The organism is Pseudomonas sp. Leaf15, assembly GCF_001421425.1.
Classification (GTDB): Bacteria; Pseudomonadota; Gammaproteobacteria; order Pseudomonadales; family Pseudomonadaceae; genus Aquipseudomonas; species Aquipseudomonas salomonii.
Map to the genome: position 1 here is coordinate 112189 of NZ_LMKI01000008.1, position 16209 is coordinate 128397.

General features: G+C 62.7%; 15 protein-coding genes and 1 pseudogene. 12 read left to right on the top strand and 4 right to left on the bottom strand.

The window, feature by feature from the left end; all coding sequences use genetic code 11:
- Positions 1-22: 22 nt before the first annotated feature.
- A complete protein-coding gene (zapE, locus tag ASE80_RS08170) occupies positions 23-1117 on the bottom strand; it encodes a cell division protein ZapE (RefSeq protein WP_056858462.1) in 1095 nt (364 codons plus the stop codon).
- Positions 1118-1332: 215 nt separating this feature from the next.
- Here zapE and ASE80_RS08175 point away from each other — a divergent pair, with 215 nt between their 5' ends.
- From ASE80_RS08175 to ASE80_RS08205, 7 genes are read left to right on the top strand one after another with little or no spacing between them, the layout of a single operon-like run.
- A complete protein-coding gene (locus ASE80_RS08175) occupies positions 1333-1833 on the top strand; it encodes a Csu type fimbrial protein (RefSeq protein WP_442962898.1) in 501 nt (166 codons plus the stop codon).
- Entirely contained in the window at positions 1827-2369 is a 543-nt protein-coding gene (locus ASE80_RS08180; protein WP_056858464.1) for a Csu type fimbrial protein, read from the top strand. Before ASE80_RS08175 ends, ASE80_RS08180 begins: the two co-directional genes overlap by 7 nt.
- An 18-nt stretch (positions 2370-2387) precedes the next feature.
- Positions 2388-2921, top strand: a complete 534-nt coding sequence (locus tag ASE80_RS08185; RefSeq protein WP_056858544.1) for a Csu type fimbrial protein — start codon at positions 2388-2390, stop codon at positions 2919-2921.
- Positions 2922-2926: 5 nt separating this feature from the next.
- Complete coding sequence (locus tag ASE80_RS08190; protein ID WP_056858465.1) at positions 2927-3427, top strand: Csu type fimbrial protein; 501 nt, start codon at positions 2927-2929, stop codon at positions 3425-3427.
- 26 nt (positions 3428-3453) lie between these two features.
- Entirely contained in the window at positions 3454-4239 is a 786-nt protein-coding gene (locus tag ASE80_RS08195) for a fimbrial biogenesis chaperone (protein ID WP_056858466.1), read from the top strand.
- A 44-nt stretch (positions 4240-4283) separates the two neighbouring features.
- On the top strand, positions 4284-6677 hold the full coding sequence (locus ASE80_RS08200; protein WP_056858467.1) for a fimbria/pilus outer membrane usher protein: 2394 nt from the start codon (positions 4284-4286) through the stop codon (positions 6675-6677).
- A 10-nt stretch (positions 6678-6687) separates the two neighbouring features.
- A complete protein-coding gene (locus ASE80_RS08205) occupies positions 6688-7683 on the top strand; it encodes a Csu type fimbrial protein (protein WP_056858468.1) in 996 nt (331 codons plus the stop codon).
- A 140-nt stretch (positions 7684-7823) separates the two neighbouring features.
- Here ASE80_RS08205 and ASE80_RS08210 read toward each other — a convergent pair whose 3' ends face one another.
- Both ASE80_RS08210 and ASE80_RS08215 read right to left on the bottom strand, forming a co-directional pair.
- The gene (locus ASE80_RS08210) at positions 7824-8561 is read right to left on the bottom strand and encodes an anti-sigma factor family protein (RefSeq protein ID WP_056858469.1); all 738 of its coding nucleotides are present in this window, start codon (positions 8559-8561) and stop codon (positions 7824-7826) included.
- On the bottom strand, positions 8558-9064 hold the full coding sequence (locus ASE80_RS08215) for an RNA polymerase sigma factor (protein ID WP_056858470.1): 507 nt from the start codon (positions 9062-9064) through the stop codon (positions 8558-8560). Before ASE80_RS08215 ends, ASE80_RS08210 begins: the two co-directional genes overlap by 4 nt.
- A gap of 198 nt (positions 9065-9262) precedes the next feature.
- Between ASE80_RS08215 and ASE80_RS08220 the strand changes: the two genes are divergently transcribed.
- The 5 genes and pseudogenes from ASE80_RS08220 (at position 9263) to ASE80_RS08240 (ending at position 14680) form a co-directional block, all read left to right on the top strand.
- Positions 9263-10843 (top strand): amino acid adenylation domain-containing protein, encoded by a 1581-nt coding sequence (locus tag ASE80_RS08220; RefSeq protein ID WP_056858471.1) that lies wholly within the window; start codon positions 9263-9265, stop codon positions 10841-10843.
- Positions 10836-12134 (top strand): hypothetical protein, encoded by a 1299-nt coding sequence (locus ASE80_RS08225; RefSeq protein ID WP_056858472.1) that lies wholly within the window; start codon positions 10836-10838, stop codon positions 12132-12134. The genes ASE80_RS08220 and ASE80_RS08225 overlap by 8 nt, the downstream gene beginning before the upstream one ends.
- A 42-nt stretch (positions 12135-12176) precedes the next feature.
- Positions 12177-12941: pseudogene (locus ASE80_RS08230) on the top strand (enoyl-CoA hydratase-related protein).
- A 120-nt stretch (positions 12942-13061) separates the two neighbouring features.
- Positions 13062-14144 (top strand): catalase family peroxidase, encoded by a 1083-nt coding sequence (locus ASE80_RS08235; RefSeq protein WP_056858473.1) that lies wholly within the window; start codon positions 13062-13064, stop codon positions 14142-14144.
- Complete coding sequence (locus ASE80_RS08240; RefSeq protein ID WP_056858474.1) at positions 14141-14680, top strand: cytochrome b; 540 nt, start codon at positions 14141-14143, stop codon at positions 14678-14680. Before ASE80_RS08235 ends, ASE80_RS08240 begins: the two co-directional genes overlap by 4 nt.
- Positions 14681-14698: 18 nt before the next feature.
- Here ASE80_RS08240 and ASE80_RS08245 read toward each other — a convergent pair whose 3' ends face one another.
- Positions 14699-15850 (bottom strand): M14 family metallopeptidase, encoded by a 1152-nt coding sequence (locus ASE80_RS08245; protein ID WP_056858475.1) that lies wholly within the window; start codon positions 15848-15850, stop codon positions 14699-14701.
- Positions 15851-16209: the final 359 nt, after the last annotated feature.

Genomic DNA, 16209 nt, shown 5'->3' on the forward strand with positions numbered 1-16209 from the left:
GCAAGATGGGCGTAAAAGGCGCTCATGATACCGGGTCGGGCGCGGGTTGCGGGCACACCGTATGTAATTGGTTCAGCCGGCTGGCGGTGCGGGCAAGGTCGATGGCCTGGCCTTCCAGGGCGCGGGCCAAGGGGTGCTGGCCGATCAGGGTCAGGCGTTTGTCCTGGTCGTAGAGCACGTCCACCAGGTTGATAAAGCGCTGTTGCACAGCGATCGGGCATTCGGCCAAGAAGGGCAGGCCGTCGATGATCCAGTGGTCGAATTCCTCGCACAACAACAGGTAATCCATCACGGCGGTGAGCTGTTCACACAGGTCGTTGAAGGTGAACAGAATGCTGCGCGCCTGATGGCTGCGGCAGAGCAATTGGCGGTTGCCGACCTTCAGGGTTTGCGCCGGGCCAGGCGTGGCGGGCAGCCCGAGGGCTTCGCGCTGGGCGGCGTTACCCGGCCATACATACTGGCCGCCGGTGAAGCGCTGCTCGGCATGGGCCTGGGGCAAGCTGCGAAAATCCTCGGGGGAGCTGACTTCCAGCACCTGCATGCGCGTGGCAATCAAGTCGATCACCGGCTTGAAGCGCTCGTGGTACAGCGGGTTGGGCAGCAGGCCCTCGGGGGCATAATTAGAGGTTACCAGCACCAGCACGCCACGCTGGAACAAGGCCTGGAACAGGCGGCTGATGAGCATGGCATCGCCGATATCGTGGACGTGAAATTCGTCGAAACACAGCACCCGGCAATCGGCCAGCAGCTCGTCCAGCGTCACGCCCAGGGCGTCATCCTGTTCACGGTGCTGGAACATGCCTTGGTGCAGGCGGGTGAAAAATGTGTGGAAGTGCACGCGTTGCTTTTGCGCAATCGGCAGCGCCTGGAAAAACCCATCGAGCAGCCAGCTTTTGCCACGCCCCACCGGGCCGTGCAGGTACAGGCTGCGCGTGGGCTGCCCGGCGAGCAGGTGCCGGGTCTCGCGGGCGAGCGCAGCAATCGCTCGGGTTTGGCCGGCGCTGAGGGTATAGCCCTGGTCTCGGGCCTTGTTTTCAAAGAACGCCGGGATAGGCGAGGCGCCCGCCAGCGCGGTTTTTTTGCCCAGCAGACGCTGAATCAGGGAAAGCACAGCCAATGCACGTCACTCTGTATTTCGGTGGTTGCCCACTTTAGGGCGCTCACGTCGATTTGACCAATACAGAACGGCGCCCCCAGCTATCTCGAAAAGGCATGTTACGCCTGCCGCCCGGTCCAGACTGGCAGTTTCGTTCTTTGTGGCTAACCTCTTACAGAGCAGTCACCCCTGTAAAAGGATTTGGGGCCGTGAAGGGACGAGGCGTTTTGGCAGTCATGGGCACGATGCTCTGCAGCACGATTTACGCTGCGCAACTCCAGGTGGAGGTGCGCATCGACGTGCAGCGGGGCTGCCAACTGGTGGGCACCACCCGCAGTGCGGGCATCGAGCAACTTGGCGTATTGGATTTCGGCAGCGGCCCGCGTCTGGATGACCCGGCCGGGCCCTTGAGTGCGGCGCTGATCAGCCAGCACCAGCCGCGTCTGGAATGTAACCCCGACACCCCTTACCAACTGCGCGTTGACGGCGGCCTGCATGGCGGCACCGGCGAAGTGCGCTATCTGAGCGCCGCGACGCCTTCGAGCAAACCGATTCCCTATCGTATCTATGCCGACGCCGCGCGGCGTATTGCCTTGCCGGTCAACGAGCCGCTGAGTGGGCGTGTGCCGGACTCCGGCAGTGTCGACCTGCCGTTGTATGGGCGCATCGAGCCGCTCAAGGATATTCCGGCGGTGGGGCGCTACACCGACCTGCTCAAGGTCACCGTCACATGGTGAGCCGCAGCTGGGCCCTGGCGGCCATGGGCGGGCTGTTGCTGCTGGCCGATGACGCCCAGGCGGCCGTTGCCGGGCAGATCCACGCACGGCTGGTGATCACCGCCAGTTGCCAGGTGAGCAAAGACATCGAGAGCGCGCCGGTGAGCCCCGCCGGCGGCAGCGCGTTGCTGGATTTCGGCACCCAGGGCCCGACGTGGAGCAACCCCTTGGGCGCGGGCGTTACCGATGGCAGCAAGGCGCCGCTGTCGGTGTCCTGCAACCCCTCGGTGGTCAGCAGCTTCACAGTGACCATCGACGGCGGCGCCCATGGTGACGGCACGACAAGACGCCTGAGTAACGGGCGCCAGACCATTCCCTATCAACTCTCGGCTGACCCGCTCGGCCGACGCAGCTACAGCATTGGCGAGCAACGTAATTTCGTCGTGACCAAGGGCACACAAGTACCGATCCCGGTATTCGGCTCGGTGGTGGCGAATACCAGGGCCTTACCGGCCGGCATCTACACAGACACCCTGACGGTGACTCTGGATTGGTAAACCATGAGGATGGACATCATGCATGCATGTATAGCAAAGGCGGTTTTCCCATTGATGGCGTTGGCGTGGGTGTCGGGCGCACAGGCGGCGACGGTGGCCGGTACTGTCAGCGCGACCCTGGTGCTCACCAGCAGCTGCCAGGTCAACGGCGCCGTAGCCACCGGCGGTATGAGCTTCGGTAACTTGAACTTCGGTACCGCCAACAGCCTGTTCACCGAAGCCGACGGCCAGGTGCTGGGCGGCGGTGGCGGGGCGTTGTCGATCCTGTGTTCGGCGGGTACGTCACCGACGTTGACGGTGTCTGCCGGTGCCCACGATGGCCAGTCCGTGGGCGGTGGCCGCGCGCTGTATGACGGGGTGGCCAATTACGTTCCGTATGACCTCTACACCGACAGCGGCCACTCGACGCTGCTGGCCATCGGCGGGGTGATCAACCTGGCGCCGAGCACCGGTGTGGCCCAGGCCGTGAATATCTACGGCAAGGCCAATGGCAAGGCGGGCTTGCCGGCCGGTACTTACACCGACACGGTTAACGTGACCCTGACGTTCTAAAGGCCATGGGGCGTTCAGGATGGGCGGCGTTGGCGGTGTGCATCGGCTGGGGAATGCCGCTGTCGCTGTTGGCGGTGACCAGCCAGTCGTTCCAGGTCAGCGCGACGATTACGCCAGGGTGCCTGGTGGTCGGCGGCGCCAGCAATTACGGCAGCCTGGCGTTCGGCACCTATTCGGCGTTGGCCACCAGTACGGCGTCTGTCGCGCTGGCGGGCGGCGTGACCCTGCAATGCACGCCGGGGGTGGCGCTGAGCATGAGTGTCGATGGCGGCTTGCATAACAGCAACGGACGGCGGATGCAGCTCAATAGCGGCACCGCCCAAGTGGCTTATCAACTGTTTCGGGACGCGGCGTTCAGCCAGAGTCTGGGCATCAGCCAAAGCGTGAGCGTGGCCTACAGCAATGCCAACAACATCACCTTGCCGATTTATGGGCGAGTGCAACTACCGGGTAACCAGCCTGGGGGGACGTACAGCGACACGTTGCAGGTGCAGCTGTCGTGGTAAGGCGATCGGTATAAGGAGTGAGATCTATGTGTGCAGCTTCCCGGTACGGGTGGGCAGCGGGTTTGAGCGGGTTGTTGCTGTTGGCGGCAGGGCAGGCCCAGGCGGCCAGCTCGGTGCTGATCTGGCCGATCGACCCGGTGCTGGAAGCCGACCAACAGGCCAGCGCGCTGTGGCTGGAGAACCGCGGCACCGAGACCGCCAATTTGCAGATCCGCGTGTTTGCCTGGACCCAGAGTGGTTTTGACGAGCAATACCAGAACCAGCGCGATGTGATTGGCAGCCCGCCGGTGGCGAAAATCGAGCCTGGGCAAAAGCAATTGGTGCGCCTGACCCGAACCAAAGACGTGCCGCCAGGCCAGGAGCTGGCGTATCGCATCATCATCGATGAGATCCCTTCGGCCACGCCGCCACCAGCGCCGGCGGATGGCAAGACGGCCGCTGCTATCCGCTTCCAGATGCGCTATTCGGTGCCGTTGTTTGCCTACGGCCCGGGCCTGTGGAGCAAGGTCGACGGCACCCGAGACCGCGACCCGAACACCGCCGGCAAGCCGGATTTAAGCTGGAAAAAAGTCACCGTGGGCGGGCGCAACTACGTCGAGATGCGCAACCAGGGCGCCGTGCATGCGCGCCTCACCGATGCCACGTTCAAGCAGGGCGGCCAGCCGCGGCCTCTGGTGGAGGGCTTGATGGGTTACGTGCTGCCGGGCGCGACCATGCGCTGGCCGGTGCCGGACGGTTTGCCGGCCGATCAGCCGTTGCAGGTGCGCATCAATGGGGCAACGCACGTGGAGAACCTCGCACCGAAACGCTGACTCAGTGTGGCAGGGCATGGAATAGGCCCTGGTGTTAACAACGGATGGAGATGTCCATTGATGGACACAAAGCCTTGGTGAGCCAGGATCGGGCTCGATGTCTTTGGCGATCGGTGTGGGTGGTGGGCGGTTTGTCTGGCTTGGTGCCGGCGCCGCCGGGCTTCGCTGCGCCGTTGCCGCCCCCGCCCAGCAGTATGGAGGCTGTTGCCGATGCGCAGTTGTTCCTGGAACTGGTGGTCAACCAGATGGACACCGGCCGTGTGGTCGCCGTCAATCAACGTGCCGGGCAGTTGTTTTTGCCTGCGTCGGTGTTGCAGGAAGTCGGCGTGAAGCTGCCTGGCGACGTGCCGGGCGAGGTTGCGCTGGAGAGCTTTCCCGGCCTGCACACCGATTACGACAGCCAGGGCCAGCGCCTGATACTGAGCGTGCCGCCGGCCTGGCTGCCGGAGCAATTTATCGGCAGCCGCAACAACTACCCCCGCACCCAGGCGCTGACCAGTTTCGGCGCGTTGCTCAACTATGACGCCTACCTGAACGACACCGACGATGCGGGCACCTACCTCGGTATCTTCAACGAAGTGCGGCTATTCGATACCTGGGGCACGTTGTCCAACACCGGCCAATACCGCACCACCATTGGCCGGGAAACCGCCGGCAGCAACCTGTACAACGGCTATCGGCGCTATGACACCACCTGGCGGTTCTCCGACGATGAACGCCTGCTGACCTATGAAGCGGGCGACGTGATCAGCGGCGCCTTGCCCTGGAGCACTTCAGTGCGCCTGGGCGGTGTGCAGGTGTCGCGCGACTTTGGTGTGCGCCCGGATCTGGTCACCTACCCGCTGCCGCAGTTCGCCGGCGAGGCGGCGGTGCCGTCTTCGGTGGACCTGTTTATCAATGGCTATAAATCCAGCAGCGCCGACCTGCAGCCGGGGCCGTACACCCTGACCAACGTGCCGTTTATCAACGGCGCCGGCGAGGCGGTGGTGGTCACCACCGATGCGCTGGGCCGGCAGGTGTCGACCTCGGTGCCGTTCTATGTCACCAGTACTTTGCTGCAAAAGGGCTTATCGGACTTCTCGGTGGGGGCAGGTAATTTGCGTCGCGACTACACCTTGCGCGATTTCGGCTATGGCCCTGGCGTGGCCAGCGGCACCTTTCGTTATGGGATTTCCGACGCGTTTACCCTCGAAAGCCATGCCGAAGCCGCCAATGACCTGACCCTGGGCGGTGTGGGCGGCAACCTGCGGGTGGGTCACTTCGGCGTGCTCAATACCGCCGTCAGCCAAAGCCAGTACGACGGCCGGACCGGTCAGCAACTGAGCCTGGGCTACCAATACAGCAACCAGCGCTACAGCCTGTCGTATCAACGGGTCGAGCGCCGTGAGCAATACGCCGACTTGAGCCTGATCGACACGCCCTACGCCAGCCTCAGCAAGCGCAGCCAGCAGGCGACCTTGAGCCTGAACCTGAATAATTTCGGCAGCCTGGGCGTCGGCTATTTCGATGTGCAGGCGGCGGATGATTCGCGCACCCGCCTGGTGAACCTGACCTGGAGCAAGCCGCTGTGGCGCAACAGCAGTTTTTACCTGTCGGCCAACCGTGAAGTGGGTGATAGCAACTGGGCGGTGCAAGCGCAGGTGGTGGTGCCGTTCGACGTGTACGGCAGCCTCAGCGTGGGCACCGAGCGCAGTGAAACCGGCGAGAGCCTGCAGCGGGTCAACTACAGCCGAGCCGTGCCGGCCGAGGGCGGCGTGGGCTTCAACCTGGGTTATGCCAGTGGTGACGGGCCGGCTTATCGCCAGGCCGACCTGACCTGGCGCCTGCAGTCGGTGCAGTTGCAGGCCGGCGTGTACGGCAGCAGCGACGCCGAAACCCGTTGGGCCGACGCCAGTGGCTCGCTGGTGTGGATGGACAATCGAGTGTTCGCCGCCAACCGCGTCAACGATGCGTTTGTGGTGGTGAGCACCGATGGGGTCAGTGGGGTGCCGGTGCGCTACGAGAACCAGGTGGTGGGCGAAACCGACCGCAACGGGCACTTGCTGGTGCCGTGGACCAGTGCTTACTACCGCGCCAAATATGATATCGACCCACTGAACCTGCCATCCAACGTGCAGGTGCCCAACGTCGAGCAACGGGTGGCCGTGCGCCGTGGCAGTGGCTACTTGCTGGAGTTCCCGGTGCGCCAGGTGAGCGCGGCGAGCATCACCTTGGTCGACGCCCGGCACCAGGATTTGCCCCTGGGCAGCCAGGTGCGGCATGAGCAAAGCGGCGCGCAGGCGGTGGTGGGGTGGGACGGCCTGGTGTACCTGGAAAACCTGGCCGCCCATAACACCTTGCAAGTCACCTTGGGCGACGGCCAGACCTGCCAGGCAAGGTTCGAACTCGATACCACCCAGGCCCAGGTGCCACTGATCGGGCCACTGGTGTGCCAATGACATAAGGAGTGTGCGTGTGCGGGTCAAGGAATGGCTGTTGCGGGGCGTGTTGCTGGCAAGCCTGGGCGTGTCGGCGCAGGTACAGGCCGTGTGTTCGGTGGTGGCCAGCGTACCGGCCAGCTTTGGCACGACGGTGAGTTCGATGACCGTGCGCACCACCTCCCAGCCCAGTTCGACCACCAATGCCGGCTTCAGCTGCACGCCGGCGGTATTGTCGGTGTTGACCTCCAATGACCATTTTTACGCGACCGTCAGTGGTTCGCCCCAAGGTGGCCTGGTGGGGCCGACCGGTGATGTGATCAACTATACGATCTATGCCAACAACACCACGGCGTTCCCGATGACACGTGGCACCGCCTTCGATTTTGGCGGCAGTGGCGGCATTGCCGCCGCCCTTGGCCTTGTGTTCGGGCCGGGCACCAAAGTCGTGCCGCTGTACTTCGCCACCACCCTTGGCAGCAACGTGGCGTCGGGGGTGTACAGCGAGACCCTGAGTATTTTCTGGAACTGGAACTATTGCTCGGGCATCGGCATTGGCGGGGTCTGCCTGGGCCGTGAGATCAATAACGGCACCACCACCGTGAACGTCAGCATGACGGTGGTCAACGACTGCCAGATCACCACGCCACCGATTGCCTTTGGCAGTGCGCCGGTGGTCAGCGCCTTCGCCACCGTCAACGGCCAGGCCAGCGTGGCCTGTACCAAGGGCAGCGCGTACACCGTCGGCCTCAGCGATGGGCAGAACCCGGTGAGCGTGGGCGGGCGGCGGCGGATGATTTCCGGCAGCAACTTCCTCGCCTACGACATCTTTATGAGTGCCGGTACTACACGCTGGGGCAGTGTGGGCGCCGCGCGGCGGGCCAGTTCCTCGGCCGAGATCAACCCCGGCAACGGCTTGGGCACCGGCAGCCAGGTGTTCAACTACAACGCCAAGATCTACACCGACCAAACCACGCCGCCGGGCGGCACCTACATTGATAATGTGGTGCTGGATGTGGGCTTCTAGTACAGCGTCCGTTGAAGGCCCACGCGATCAAAGTGTGGGAGCGGGCTTGCCCGCGAATGCGGTGTATCAGTGACAGACGAATTGACTGACCCACCGCTTTCGCGAGCAAGCCCGCTCCCACAAAAGCCGGTTTGGATCTTCTAGAACTTGAGCAAGTGCGTCGCCCCCTGATCCACCGGGCTGACCATCGCATAGTTGTACCCGCCATCGGACCAGTAATCGGCCTGCAGCCCATCGGCGCTGCGGCTGCCACGCGGCAGGAAGCCGTTTTCCGGTCCCGGCGGGCGGATGTAGAAGCTGATGCGATGGCCTTGCGGATCCTCATACAACACCATCGCCGCCGCACCTTGTTCAGTGGTGAGCAGGCGCCCGCTCACCGGCTTGAAACCGGCCTGGCTCAGATCGGGCAGGCGATGGGCCTGGTTGAAATAGCGATCCAGCCAGGCTTGCATAGTGCCGCCGTCTTCGGTGTTGAAGTCGGCGGGCATGATGCCGTCCTGGGCAAACAGGCGGAATGCCTGCATGGCATCGGCCATCGGCAATATCGGCGGTTGGGTCGCTTCGCGGGCGTGCCAACCGCCAAGGCCGCCGAGGCCGACTGCGATCAGCAGCACGGCGGCGCTGGCCAGGTGGCGGCGCGATTGATGCCGAATGCGTTGGCGAATCAGCGCCGGGTCGAGGTCGGGGTTGGCCGGCTGCTGCAAGGTCCCGCTCAAGGCCGCGCGCAGGGCGTGGGCATCCTGTTGCCAGGCGTGCACCTGGGCGGCCATTTCAGGATGGGCGGCCAGCCACGTTTCAAGCACGCGGCGGTCGCTCTCCGGCAGTTGGTGATCGACATAGGCATGCAAATCGCGTTCGCTGGGGGGCAGGCTGATCATTTGAGTATCCGCAGGGCAGGGCTGGTAATTTCGCCTTCGCTGAGTTGACGCAAGGCCTGGCGCGCACGGGACAGGCGCGACATCACGGTGCCCACCGGCACCGCCAGGATCTCGGCGACTTCCTTGTAACTTAAACCCTCGACCGACACCCACAGCAGCAGTGCCCGTTGCTCGGTGTTGAGTTGGTCGAAGGCGTGCAGGGTCGATTGGGCGATCACCGTGCGCTCCACTGAAGGTTGCGCATCGTCACGGCCGGTGAAGAATTCGAGCATGCGTGCATAACGCCGGCTGCGCCGGTGGGCGTCGAGGAACTGGCGGTAGAGGATCGAGAACAGCCAGGCACGCAGGTCGCCTTCCAGGCGTTTGTCGGCCCAACTGATGATCGCCCGTTCCAGCGTGGACTGCACCAGGTCGTCGGCGCTGCTGGCGTTACGCGTCAGCGACACGGCAAAGCGCCGCAGCCTGGGGATGAGTTCACGTAACGGTTCGTCGAGCGCGTGCATGGGCGTGAATTCTGGTCGGTTGTGCAGAGGAAGACGCCAGCCAACGTAGCTTATTCCATCAGGGGCTGTAAGAAAAATGGGCCTTCTTGTGGGGGCTATCTGCTCTGTATGCGGACCTGTAATACCGATCCCACCGCTCAATCAATCCTCGTAACCGCTGCGAACAATTTCGCGCAGTTCATTGATGAGGGTGTGTGCATGACATTTTCTCCAACCGACAAACAGTTCTTCTCCCGAGCCGCTTTGGCTCATTTGCCTGCTGCTCAACGCGTGGTGTTCGAGCAATGGGGCTGTGGCCCTTGGGCCAAGCCTGCCTATGGCAGTGTGCACCATGCGGTCGAAATGCAAGCGGCGTTGACGCCCCAGGCCATCGCTGCGGTGTGGGCAGGACAGCGCATCAGTTATGAACAACTCAACCGTCAGGCCAATCGATTGGCGATGTGCCTGGTTGAGCTGGGCGTTAAGCGCGGTGACACCGTGGGGCTGTTCGTCGAGCGTTCGATTCCCATGCTGGTCGGGCTGTTGGCGGTGTTGAAGGTGGGCGCCGCGTATGTGCCTCAAGACGCCCGAATCGTGCCGACGCTGCAATTGGGCATGGTCCTGGAAGCGTTGACCAGCCCAGTGATTCTGACCCTGTCGAACCTGGCCGATCACCTGCCGGCCGATGCGGCCCCGCGCAGCCTGTGCCTGGACAGCTTCCTCGCCGAAGAACCCTTTATCGCCGAGGACAACACCGCTGTATTCGCTGCCGGCGACACCGATGACCTCTGCTTCGTGCTGTTCACTTCCGGCACGACCGGGCGGCCCAACGGCGTGTGTGTCAGCCACCGCAACGTCTGCAACATCTTGCTCACGCAGCCGGGTCAGATGGGCATGGCACCGGGCCGTAACGTGGGGCAAATCCTCAACATCGGCTTTGATATGGCGGCCTGGGAAATCCTCGGTTGCCTGGTCCATGGCGCGACCCTGCTGATTCGCGATAAAGACATCGCGCAAACCGCTGCGCAGTGCCACGTGCTGATCGCCACCCCCTCGATACTGGCGAACCTTGACCCCGCGCAATGTCCTGACCTCCAAGTGGTCGCCGTCGCGGGCGAGCCCTGTTCCCAGGTACTGGCCGACCGTTGGGCCGAGCATTGCACCTTCTACAATGGCTGCGGACCGACCGAGACCACCATCGTCAACACGTTGCACCGGCATGTGCCTGGTACGTTGTTGACCATCGGCAAACCGACGCCGAATAACACCGTGTATGTGCTCGACGAGCACGGCCGTGCCTGTGAGCTGGGTGAAACTGGTGAAATGTGGGCCGGTGGCGTCGGAGTCACGAGCGGTTACTTGAACAACGCTGCGCTGACCCAGGCGCGTTATCGCCCAGACCCCTTTATGGGCGGGGACGCCATGATGTTTCGCACGCGGGACTTGGGGCGCTGGACCGCTGATGGTCAGTTGGAGCACTTGGGGCGCGTCGATGACCAGGTGAAGGTGCGTGGCTTCAGGGTGGAACTGGACGCGGTGTCCACCGCTCTGGAGGCTGGCTATGGCTGCATGCGGGCGGTCACATTGAAGTTGGACAGCCGCACCCTGGTGGCTTTCGTCTCGCCTGCCAGTGCGGATGTTGAATCGTGCCGAGCCCGTTGCCAGGAGCGCCTGGCCTACTACTGCGTGCCGACCTCCATCTACGCGGTGGAGCATTTTCCGCTGACCGCCAGGGGCAAGATCGACAAGGCCGTGCTGCTGCAACAGGCAATCGCAGCCGAGGTGGCCCAGCATGATTGATGCATTGACCCGGACCGTTGTGCCGCCCAAGCCGGCACTGTGGCGTCGCTGGACCTCACTGCCAGCGTTTTCCTACTACAACCGCCTGGCAGCGCTGGTGTTGATGGTTAATGCGGCGTTTGCGCTGCTGGCTGTCGATTTCCATGCCGTTACGGTGGAAGGGCTTTCGAACCTGGTGTTGATCAACCTGTCGCTGGCGATCCTGATTCGCCAGCAATACCTGGTCAATGCGCTGTTCTGGCTGGCCACCCGCGTGCCTGTCACCTGGCCTTTGCGCGTGCGCCGCAGTGCGGCCAAGGTCTACCACTTTGGCGGGTTGCACAGTGGCGCGGCCCTGGCGGCGACCGCCTGGTTCATGGCGATGGTCGGTATTCAGGTCGCACGTTATCTGCGTCAGCCCGACAGCGTGTCGCCAGCCTGGATGGGGCTCACTGGTGTGTTGCTCGGCCTGTTGCTGTTGATGGTCATCATGGCCCAGCCGTGGATTCGCAACCGATTTCACAATGGCTTCGAGCGGGTCCATCGGTTCGCCGGCTGGAGCGCGCTGCTGGTGTTCTGGGCGCTGACGTTACTGGCCTCCAGCGAAACCTCGACCCGCCTGTTATACAGTGGGTCATTCTGGATGCTGGTGCTGCTGACGCTGAGCATCATCTTGCCGTGGTTGCGCCTGCGCAAGGTCGCCATTGAACATATCCGGCCTTCCGGGCATGCGGTCATCACGCGCTTTAGCCACACCACGCCCTTCGCGGGTTCCTCCACCGCGATCAGTCGCCACCCTCTGCTGGAGTGGCATTCATTTGCCAATATCCCCGCGCCGGGCGAGGCGGGTTTTCGCCTGATCATTTCCCGCGCCGGCGACTGGACCGGGCGCTTCATCGAAGACTTGCCCAGCCATGTCTGGGTCAAGGGCATCACCACGGCGGGCGTCGCCAATGTCGAAACCTTGTTCAAGTCCGTGGTGTACATCGCCACTGGCAGCGGTATCGGCCCGGTGATGCCGCATTTGCTTGCCGCTCAGGTGCCGATCCAGTTGATCTGGTCCACCCGCAGCCCGCGCAAGACCTATGGCGATGAGCTGGTCGACGAAATCCTGCGGGCGCAACCCGGCGCATTGATCTGGGATACCGATGAACGCGGCAAGCCGGACCTGGTGCAGTTGGCCTACGGCGCTGTGCAAACCTTCGGTGCGGAAGCAGTGATCTGTATTGCCAACCAAGCGTTGACCCAGCGTGTGGTGCACGAGATGGAAGCCCGCGGCATACCGGCGTATGGCGCGATCTGGGATTCCTGACACCGCGTCATTGAGGCTCGAGATTAATCAGCAGAGGTGTTTATGAATCTAGTAGTAGAACGTCATGGCCGGGTAGTGCTGGTCAGGCTTAATCGCCCGCAGGTCAAGAATGCGCTGAGTTCGGCACTGATGACGGAGTTGATCAACCGTCTGGAAGCGCTGGACCAGGACCCGCAGGTCGGCTGTTTTGTCATCACCGGTACGCCCGAGTACTTTGCCGCCGGGGCCGATATCAAGGAGATGAGCGCAAAGTCTTACCTGGACATGCTTAACGAGGACTACTTCGTCGGCTGGGAAGCCTTCACCCGCCTGCGCACGCCAACCATTGCTGCAGTGGGCGGCTACGCGTTTGGCGGCGGTTGTGAACTGGCGATGATGTGCGACATGATTTTTGCCGCCGATACGGCGACGTTCGCCTAGCCGGAAATCAAGCTGGGGGTTATCCCCGGCATGGGCGCGACCCAGCGGCTGACCGGGCTGATCGGCAAGGCCAAGACCATGGACATGGTGTTGACCGGTCGGCCGATGACGGCTCAAGAGGCGGAACAGGCGGGGTTGGTGTCACGTGTGTACCCGACGGCGGATTTGCTGACGCAGACACTGCTGGTGGCTGCGCAGATCGCCGGGTTCTCGCGCACCGCCACGCGAGCGGCGCGGGAGGCGGTTGAGCAGGCCTTGGAACTGGGGCTGCACGATGGCGTGCGCCTGGAGCGCCGGCTGTTTCACCAGTTGTTCGCGACGCCTGATCAGCAGGAGGGCATGCAGGCGTTTCTGAACAAACGCCCGGCAGTGTTCAACGCGAAGTAAAAGAGCGCTCGGTTCGCGGCGCATCTGCTCTGAAAAAAACTACAGTGAAAAGGGAATAGACCTACGTGGGACTCGTCTCATAGTTCACTTTCCTTGTGGCCCCGTGCCCTGGAGTTTTTCATGGTAGATCACTCATCGCCGCCACGTGCGCCCCTCAGCACCCTTAGTTTGCTCATCAGGCTGGCGTGTATTGGTGCGGTCGTGGCGGTTGCTGCCGGGGCATTTGCCTACGTCAACGGCACGCTGGACCCACAGCGCCTGCGCCCCAAAACCCTGGTCAATGCCCTGGAAACCAATAACGGCGTGCACCCAGGGTTTCGGCGTAACCATGCCAAAGGCGTGTGTGTGGCCGGTTATTTCGAGAGCAGCCCCGAGGCGCGCACGTACTCGAATGCCCAAGTGTTCAGCGAAGCGAAGACCCCGGTGATCGGCCGGTTCGCCTTGCCCAGCGGCAACCCCTACGCGCCGGACAGCAGTGTGCCGATCCGCAGTTTCGCCTTGCAGTTCAGCCAGGCCAACGGCCAGCAATGGCGCACGGGGATGAACAGCATGCCGGTGTTCCCGGTGGGCACGCCTGAGGCGTTTTACCAGATGCTCAAGGCCGGTGCGCCCGACCCGGCCACCGGCAAACCGAACCCGGCCAGCATGCCGGCGTTTTTTGCCGCGCACCCGGAGACAGCGCCGTTCCTGGCCTGGGTCAAGACTGCCAAGCCATCGGCCAGTTACGCGACTGAAACCTATAACGGCATCAATGCTTTTTACCTGGTAAACGCCGATGGCCAGCGTCAGGCGGTACGTTGGGGCGTGGTGCCACAGAGCCAGGATGCGGCCGGTGCCACCGCGCCATCCGGCGCTGATTTTCTCGAAAAAGACCTGGTGCAGCGTCTGGCTTCCGGGCCGCTGCGTTGGCAGCTGAACATCACCCTGGCCAACCCGGATGATCCGCTGGACGATGCCAGCAAAGCCTGGGCCGGCGAGCACAAGGTGCTCAACGCCGGCACCCTGGTGCTGCAAAGCAGCCAAGCGCAGGCTGACGGCGATTGCCGCGATATCAACTTTGATCCGCTGATTCTGCCCAGCGGTATCCAGGCCTCCAATGACCCGCTGCTGGCTGCACGCTCGGCGGCTTATGCCAGTTCCTACGTACGACGCGCCGGCGAAGTCAGCCCGTTGCACAGTGCCCCTCAGGAGTCGAAACCATGAATGCCCAACCACGGTTTTTCGCGCCTCTGGCTCGCCTGCTGCATTGGCTGATGGCGTTGATGGTCATTGCCATGTTGTTTATCGGCGCGGGCATGGCGGCGTCGGTGTCGGAGCGTCACGAGTGGCTGATTCATCTGCACAAGCCACTGGGTATCGCGATTCTGGCGTTGGTGATCGTGCGGCTGGTGGTGCGCTTTTCCACGCGTCAGCCGCCGTTGCCGGCTGACCTGCCACTGTGGCAAGTGCTGGCCGCCAAGGCGTCCCATGTTGTGTTATATGCGTTGATGCTGGTGCTGCCGCTGCTGGGCTGGGCCATGATTTCGGCGGCCGGTGACCCGGTGATGCTCAGCAGTTCGGTGCAGTTGCCGGCATTGGTCGCGGCCAATGCACCGTTGTTTGCAGTGCTGCGCAAGGCCCATGGCTACCTGGCCTACCTGTTGTTCCTGACGGTGCTGTTGCACCTGGCGGCGGCGCTGTTCCACGGGCTGATTCGGCGCGACGGTGTGCTGCAAAGCATGACCGGCACCAAAGGTTGATGCCGGGGGCAGGGCGGGTCAGCGCAGGGTGGTGACGATATCGGCCACGCTGCTCAACACGTCCTTGCCCAGTTGTTTGGAGCGCTCACCGGACCAACCGGTTTTCGGGTTGGGTGCGTCGTCGTTGTCCTTGAAGGGCATCTCCAGGGTCAGCGACAGGCAGTCGTACTGCTGGCCAACGGCATTACAGGCCAGGGTCATGTTGGCTTCGCCCGGCAGGTCGCGGGTGTAGCCGTGGGTGGTCTGGAAGTCGCGGGTCAGGGCGCTCAAGTGCCTGCGGAAGTGTTTTTCCAGCGCTTCGATACGCGGGGTGTAACCGGGGTTGCCTTCGCAGCCGGCAGTGAAGACGTAGGGGATTTCTTCGTCGCCATGGATATCGAGAAACAGGTCGACGCCGTATTTTTCCATCTGTTGCTGGGCGAACAGCACTTCCGGGCTGAGCGCCTCGCTGGCGTTCTGCCAGGCACGGTTGAGGTCCTGGCCCATGGCGTTGGTGCGCAGGTGCCCGTGAAAGGCGCCATCGGGGTTCATGTTGGGGATCAGGTAAAGGTCGGCGACGGCCAGGAGTTTTTTCAGCTCAGCATCACCGTCCTGTTGCAGGCGCTCGATGACGCCTTCCATAAACCATTCAGCCATGTGTTCGCCGGGATGCTGCTGGGCGATGATCCACACCTTGCGCTGGCCTTCGCCCCCTTTGCCACGGCGCAGCAGCTGGATATCTCGGCCCTCGGCGCTTTTACCGGTGGCGAGCAGCTGGGTGCCGGCGCGGCTCAAGGCCTGTTCGATCAACCAGTCGTGACGCTTACGGCTGTAGGGTTCAAAGTAGGCGAACCAGGCTTGCTTCTCGCGGGTCTCCAGGCTGATATGCAATGTATCGCCATCGAAACGCGTGGGCACACGGAACCAGTTGACGTGGTCGTAGGACGCCACGGCGTTGTAGCCGCTCCATGCGTTTTTGTACGACGAATGGCCGGCGTTGCTTAGCCGGAAGGTGTGGGTGTGGCCCACATGCATGCCTTCGGCCTTGAAGTGAAACCATTGGAAGTGTGCGCTGCGGGTATCGGGTTTGATCGCCAGCAACAACTGGTAAGCGTCGCTGGCATCCAGGACCTGGATGTTGCCGCTGTCGAAGTCGGTGCTGATCTTGATGGAGGTCAAGGCCACTGTCATGGTCTGGCTGCCTGCGTATGATTGTTGTGGCGGATATCTTACACAGGAGTGAGGCAAAATCTTGCTGCAAAATTGTTGCACGGGGGAGGGGGCGTCGTCCTTGACGCAGCAGCAGCTTAGGATCTATGAGATTGATTCTCAAGCGCTATTTCGCAAAGATCCGGGCTAGAGCGTTCTATCGACTTTCTTTTGGCGATGCTCTTTTGCTACCATGCGCGCCATCAAGCAACACACAGTCTTCATTAGCCTGAAGCCACGCCAGAAAAAAACTGGCAAAAAAAAGACCCGGCCAAAGAGCCGGGTCAAAAACCGTGATTAGCCTGATGAGGAGATATTCCAAGAGTCCGACCTAAGGTCTC

Coding starts and splice junctions, on each gene's coding strand:
- ASE80_RS08175 (WP_442962898.1), top strand. CDS start 1,333: ATGGGCACGATGCTCTGCAGCACGATTTACGCTGCGCAACTCCAGGTG.
- ASE80_RS08180 (WP_056858464.1), top strand. CDS start 1,827: ATGGTGAGCCGCAGCTGGGCCCTGGCGGCCATGGGCGGGCTGTTGCTG.
- ASE80_RS08185 (WP_056858544.1), top strand. CDS start 2,388: ATGCATGCATGTATAGCAAAGGCGGTTTTCCCATTGATGGCGTTGGCG.
- ASE80_RS08190 (WP_056858465.1), top strand. CDS start 2,927: ATGGGGCGTTCAGGATGGGCGGCGTTGGCGGTGTGCATCGGCTGGGGA.
- ASE80_RS08195 (WP_056858466.1), top strand. CDS start 3,454: ATGTGTGCAGCTTCCCGGTACGGGTGGGCAGCGGGTTTGAGCGGGTTG.
- ASE80_RS08200 (WP_056858467.1), top strand. CDS start 4,284: ATGGAGATGTCCATTGATGGACACAAAGCCTTGGTGAGCCAGGATCGG.
- ASE80_RS08210 (WP_056858469.1), bottom strand. CDS start 8,561: ATGATCAGCCTGCCCCCCAGCGAACGCGATTTGCATGCCTATGTCGAT.
- ASE80_RS08215 (WP_056858470.1), bottom strand. CDS start 9,064: ATGCACGCGCTCGACGAACCGTTACGTGAACTCATCCCCAGGCTGCGG.
- ASE80_RS08220 (WP_056858471.1), top strand. CDS start 9,263: ATGACATTTTCTCCAACCGACAAACAGTTCTTCTCCCGAGCCGCTTTG.
- ASE80_RS08225 (WP_056858472.1), top strand. CDS start 10,836: ATGATTGATGCATTGACCCGGACCGTTGTGCCGCCCAAGCCGGCACTG.
- ASE80_RS08235 (WP_056858473.1), top strand. CDS start 13,062: ATGGTAGATCACTCATCGCCGCCACGTGCGCCCCTCAGCACCCTTAGT.
- ASE80_RS08240 (WP_056858474.1), top strand. CDS start 14,141: ATGAATGCCCAACCACGGTTTTTCGCGCCTCTGGCTCGCCTGCTGCAT.
- ASE80_RS08245 (WP_056858475.1), bottom strand. CDS start 15,850: ATGACAGTGGCCTTGACCTCCATCAAGATCAGCACCGACTTCGACAGC.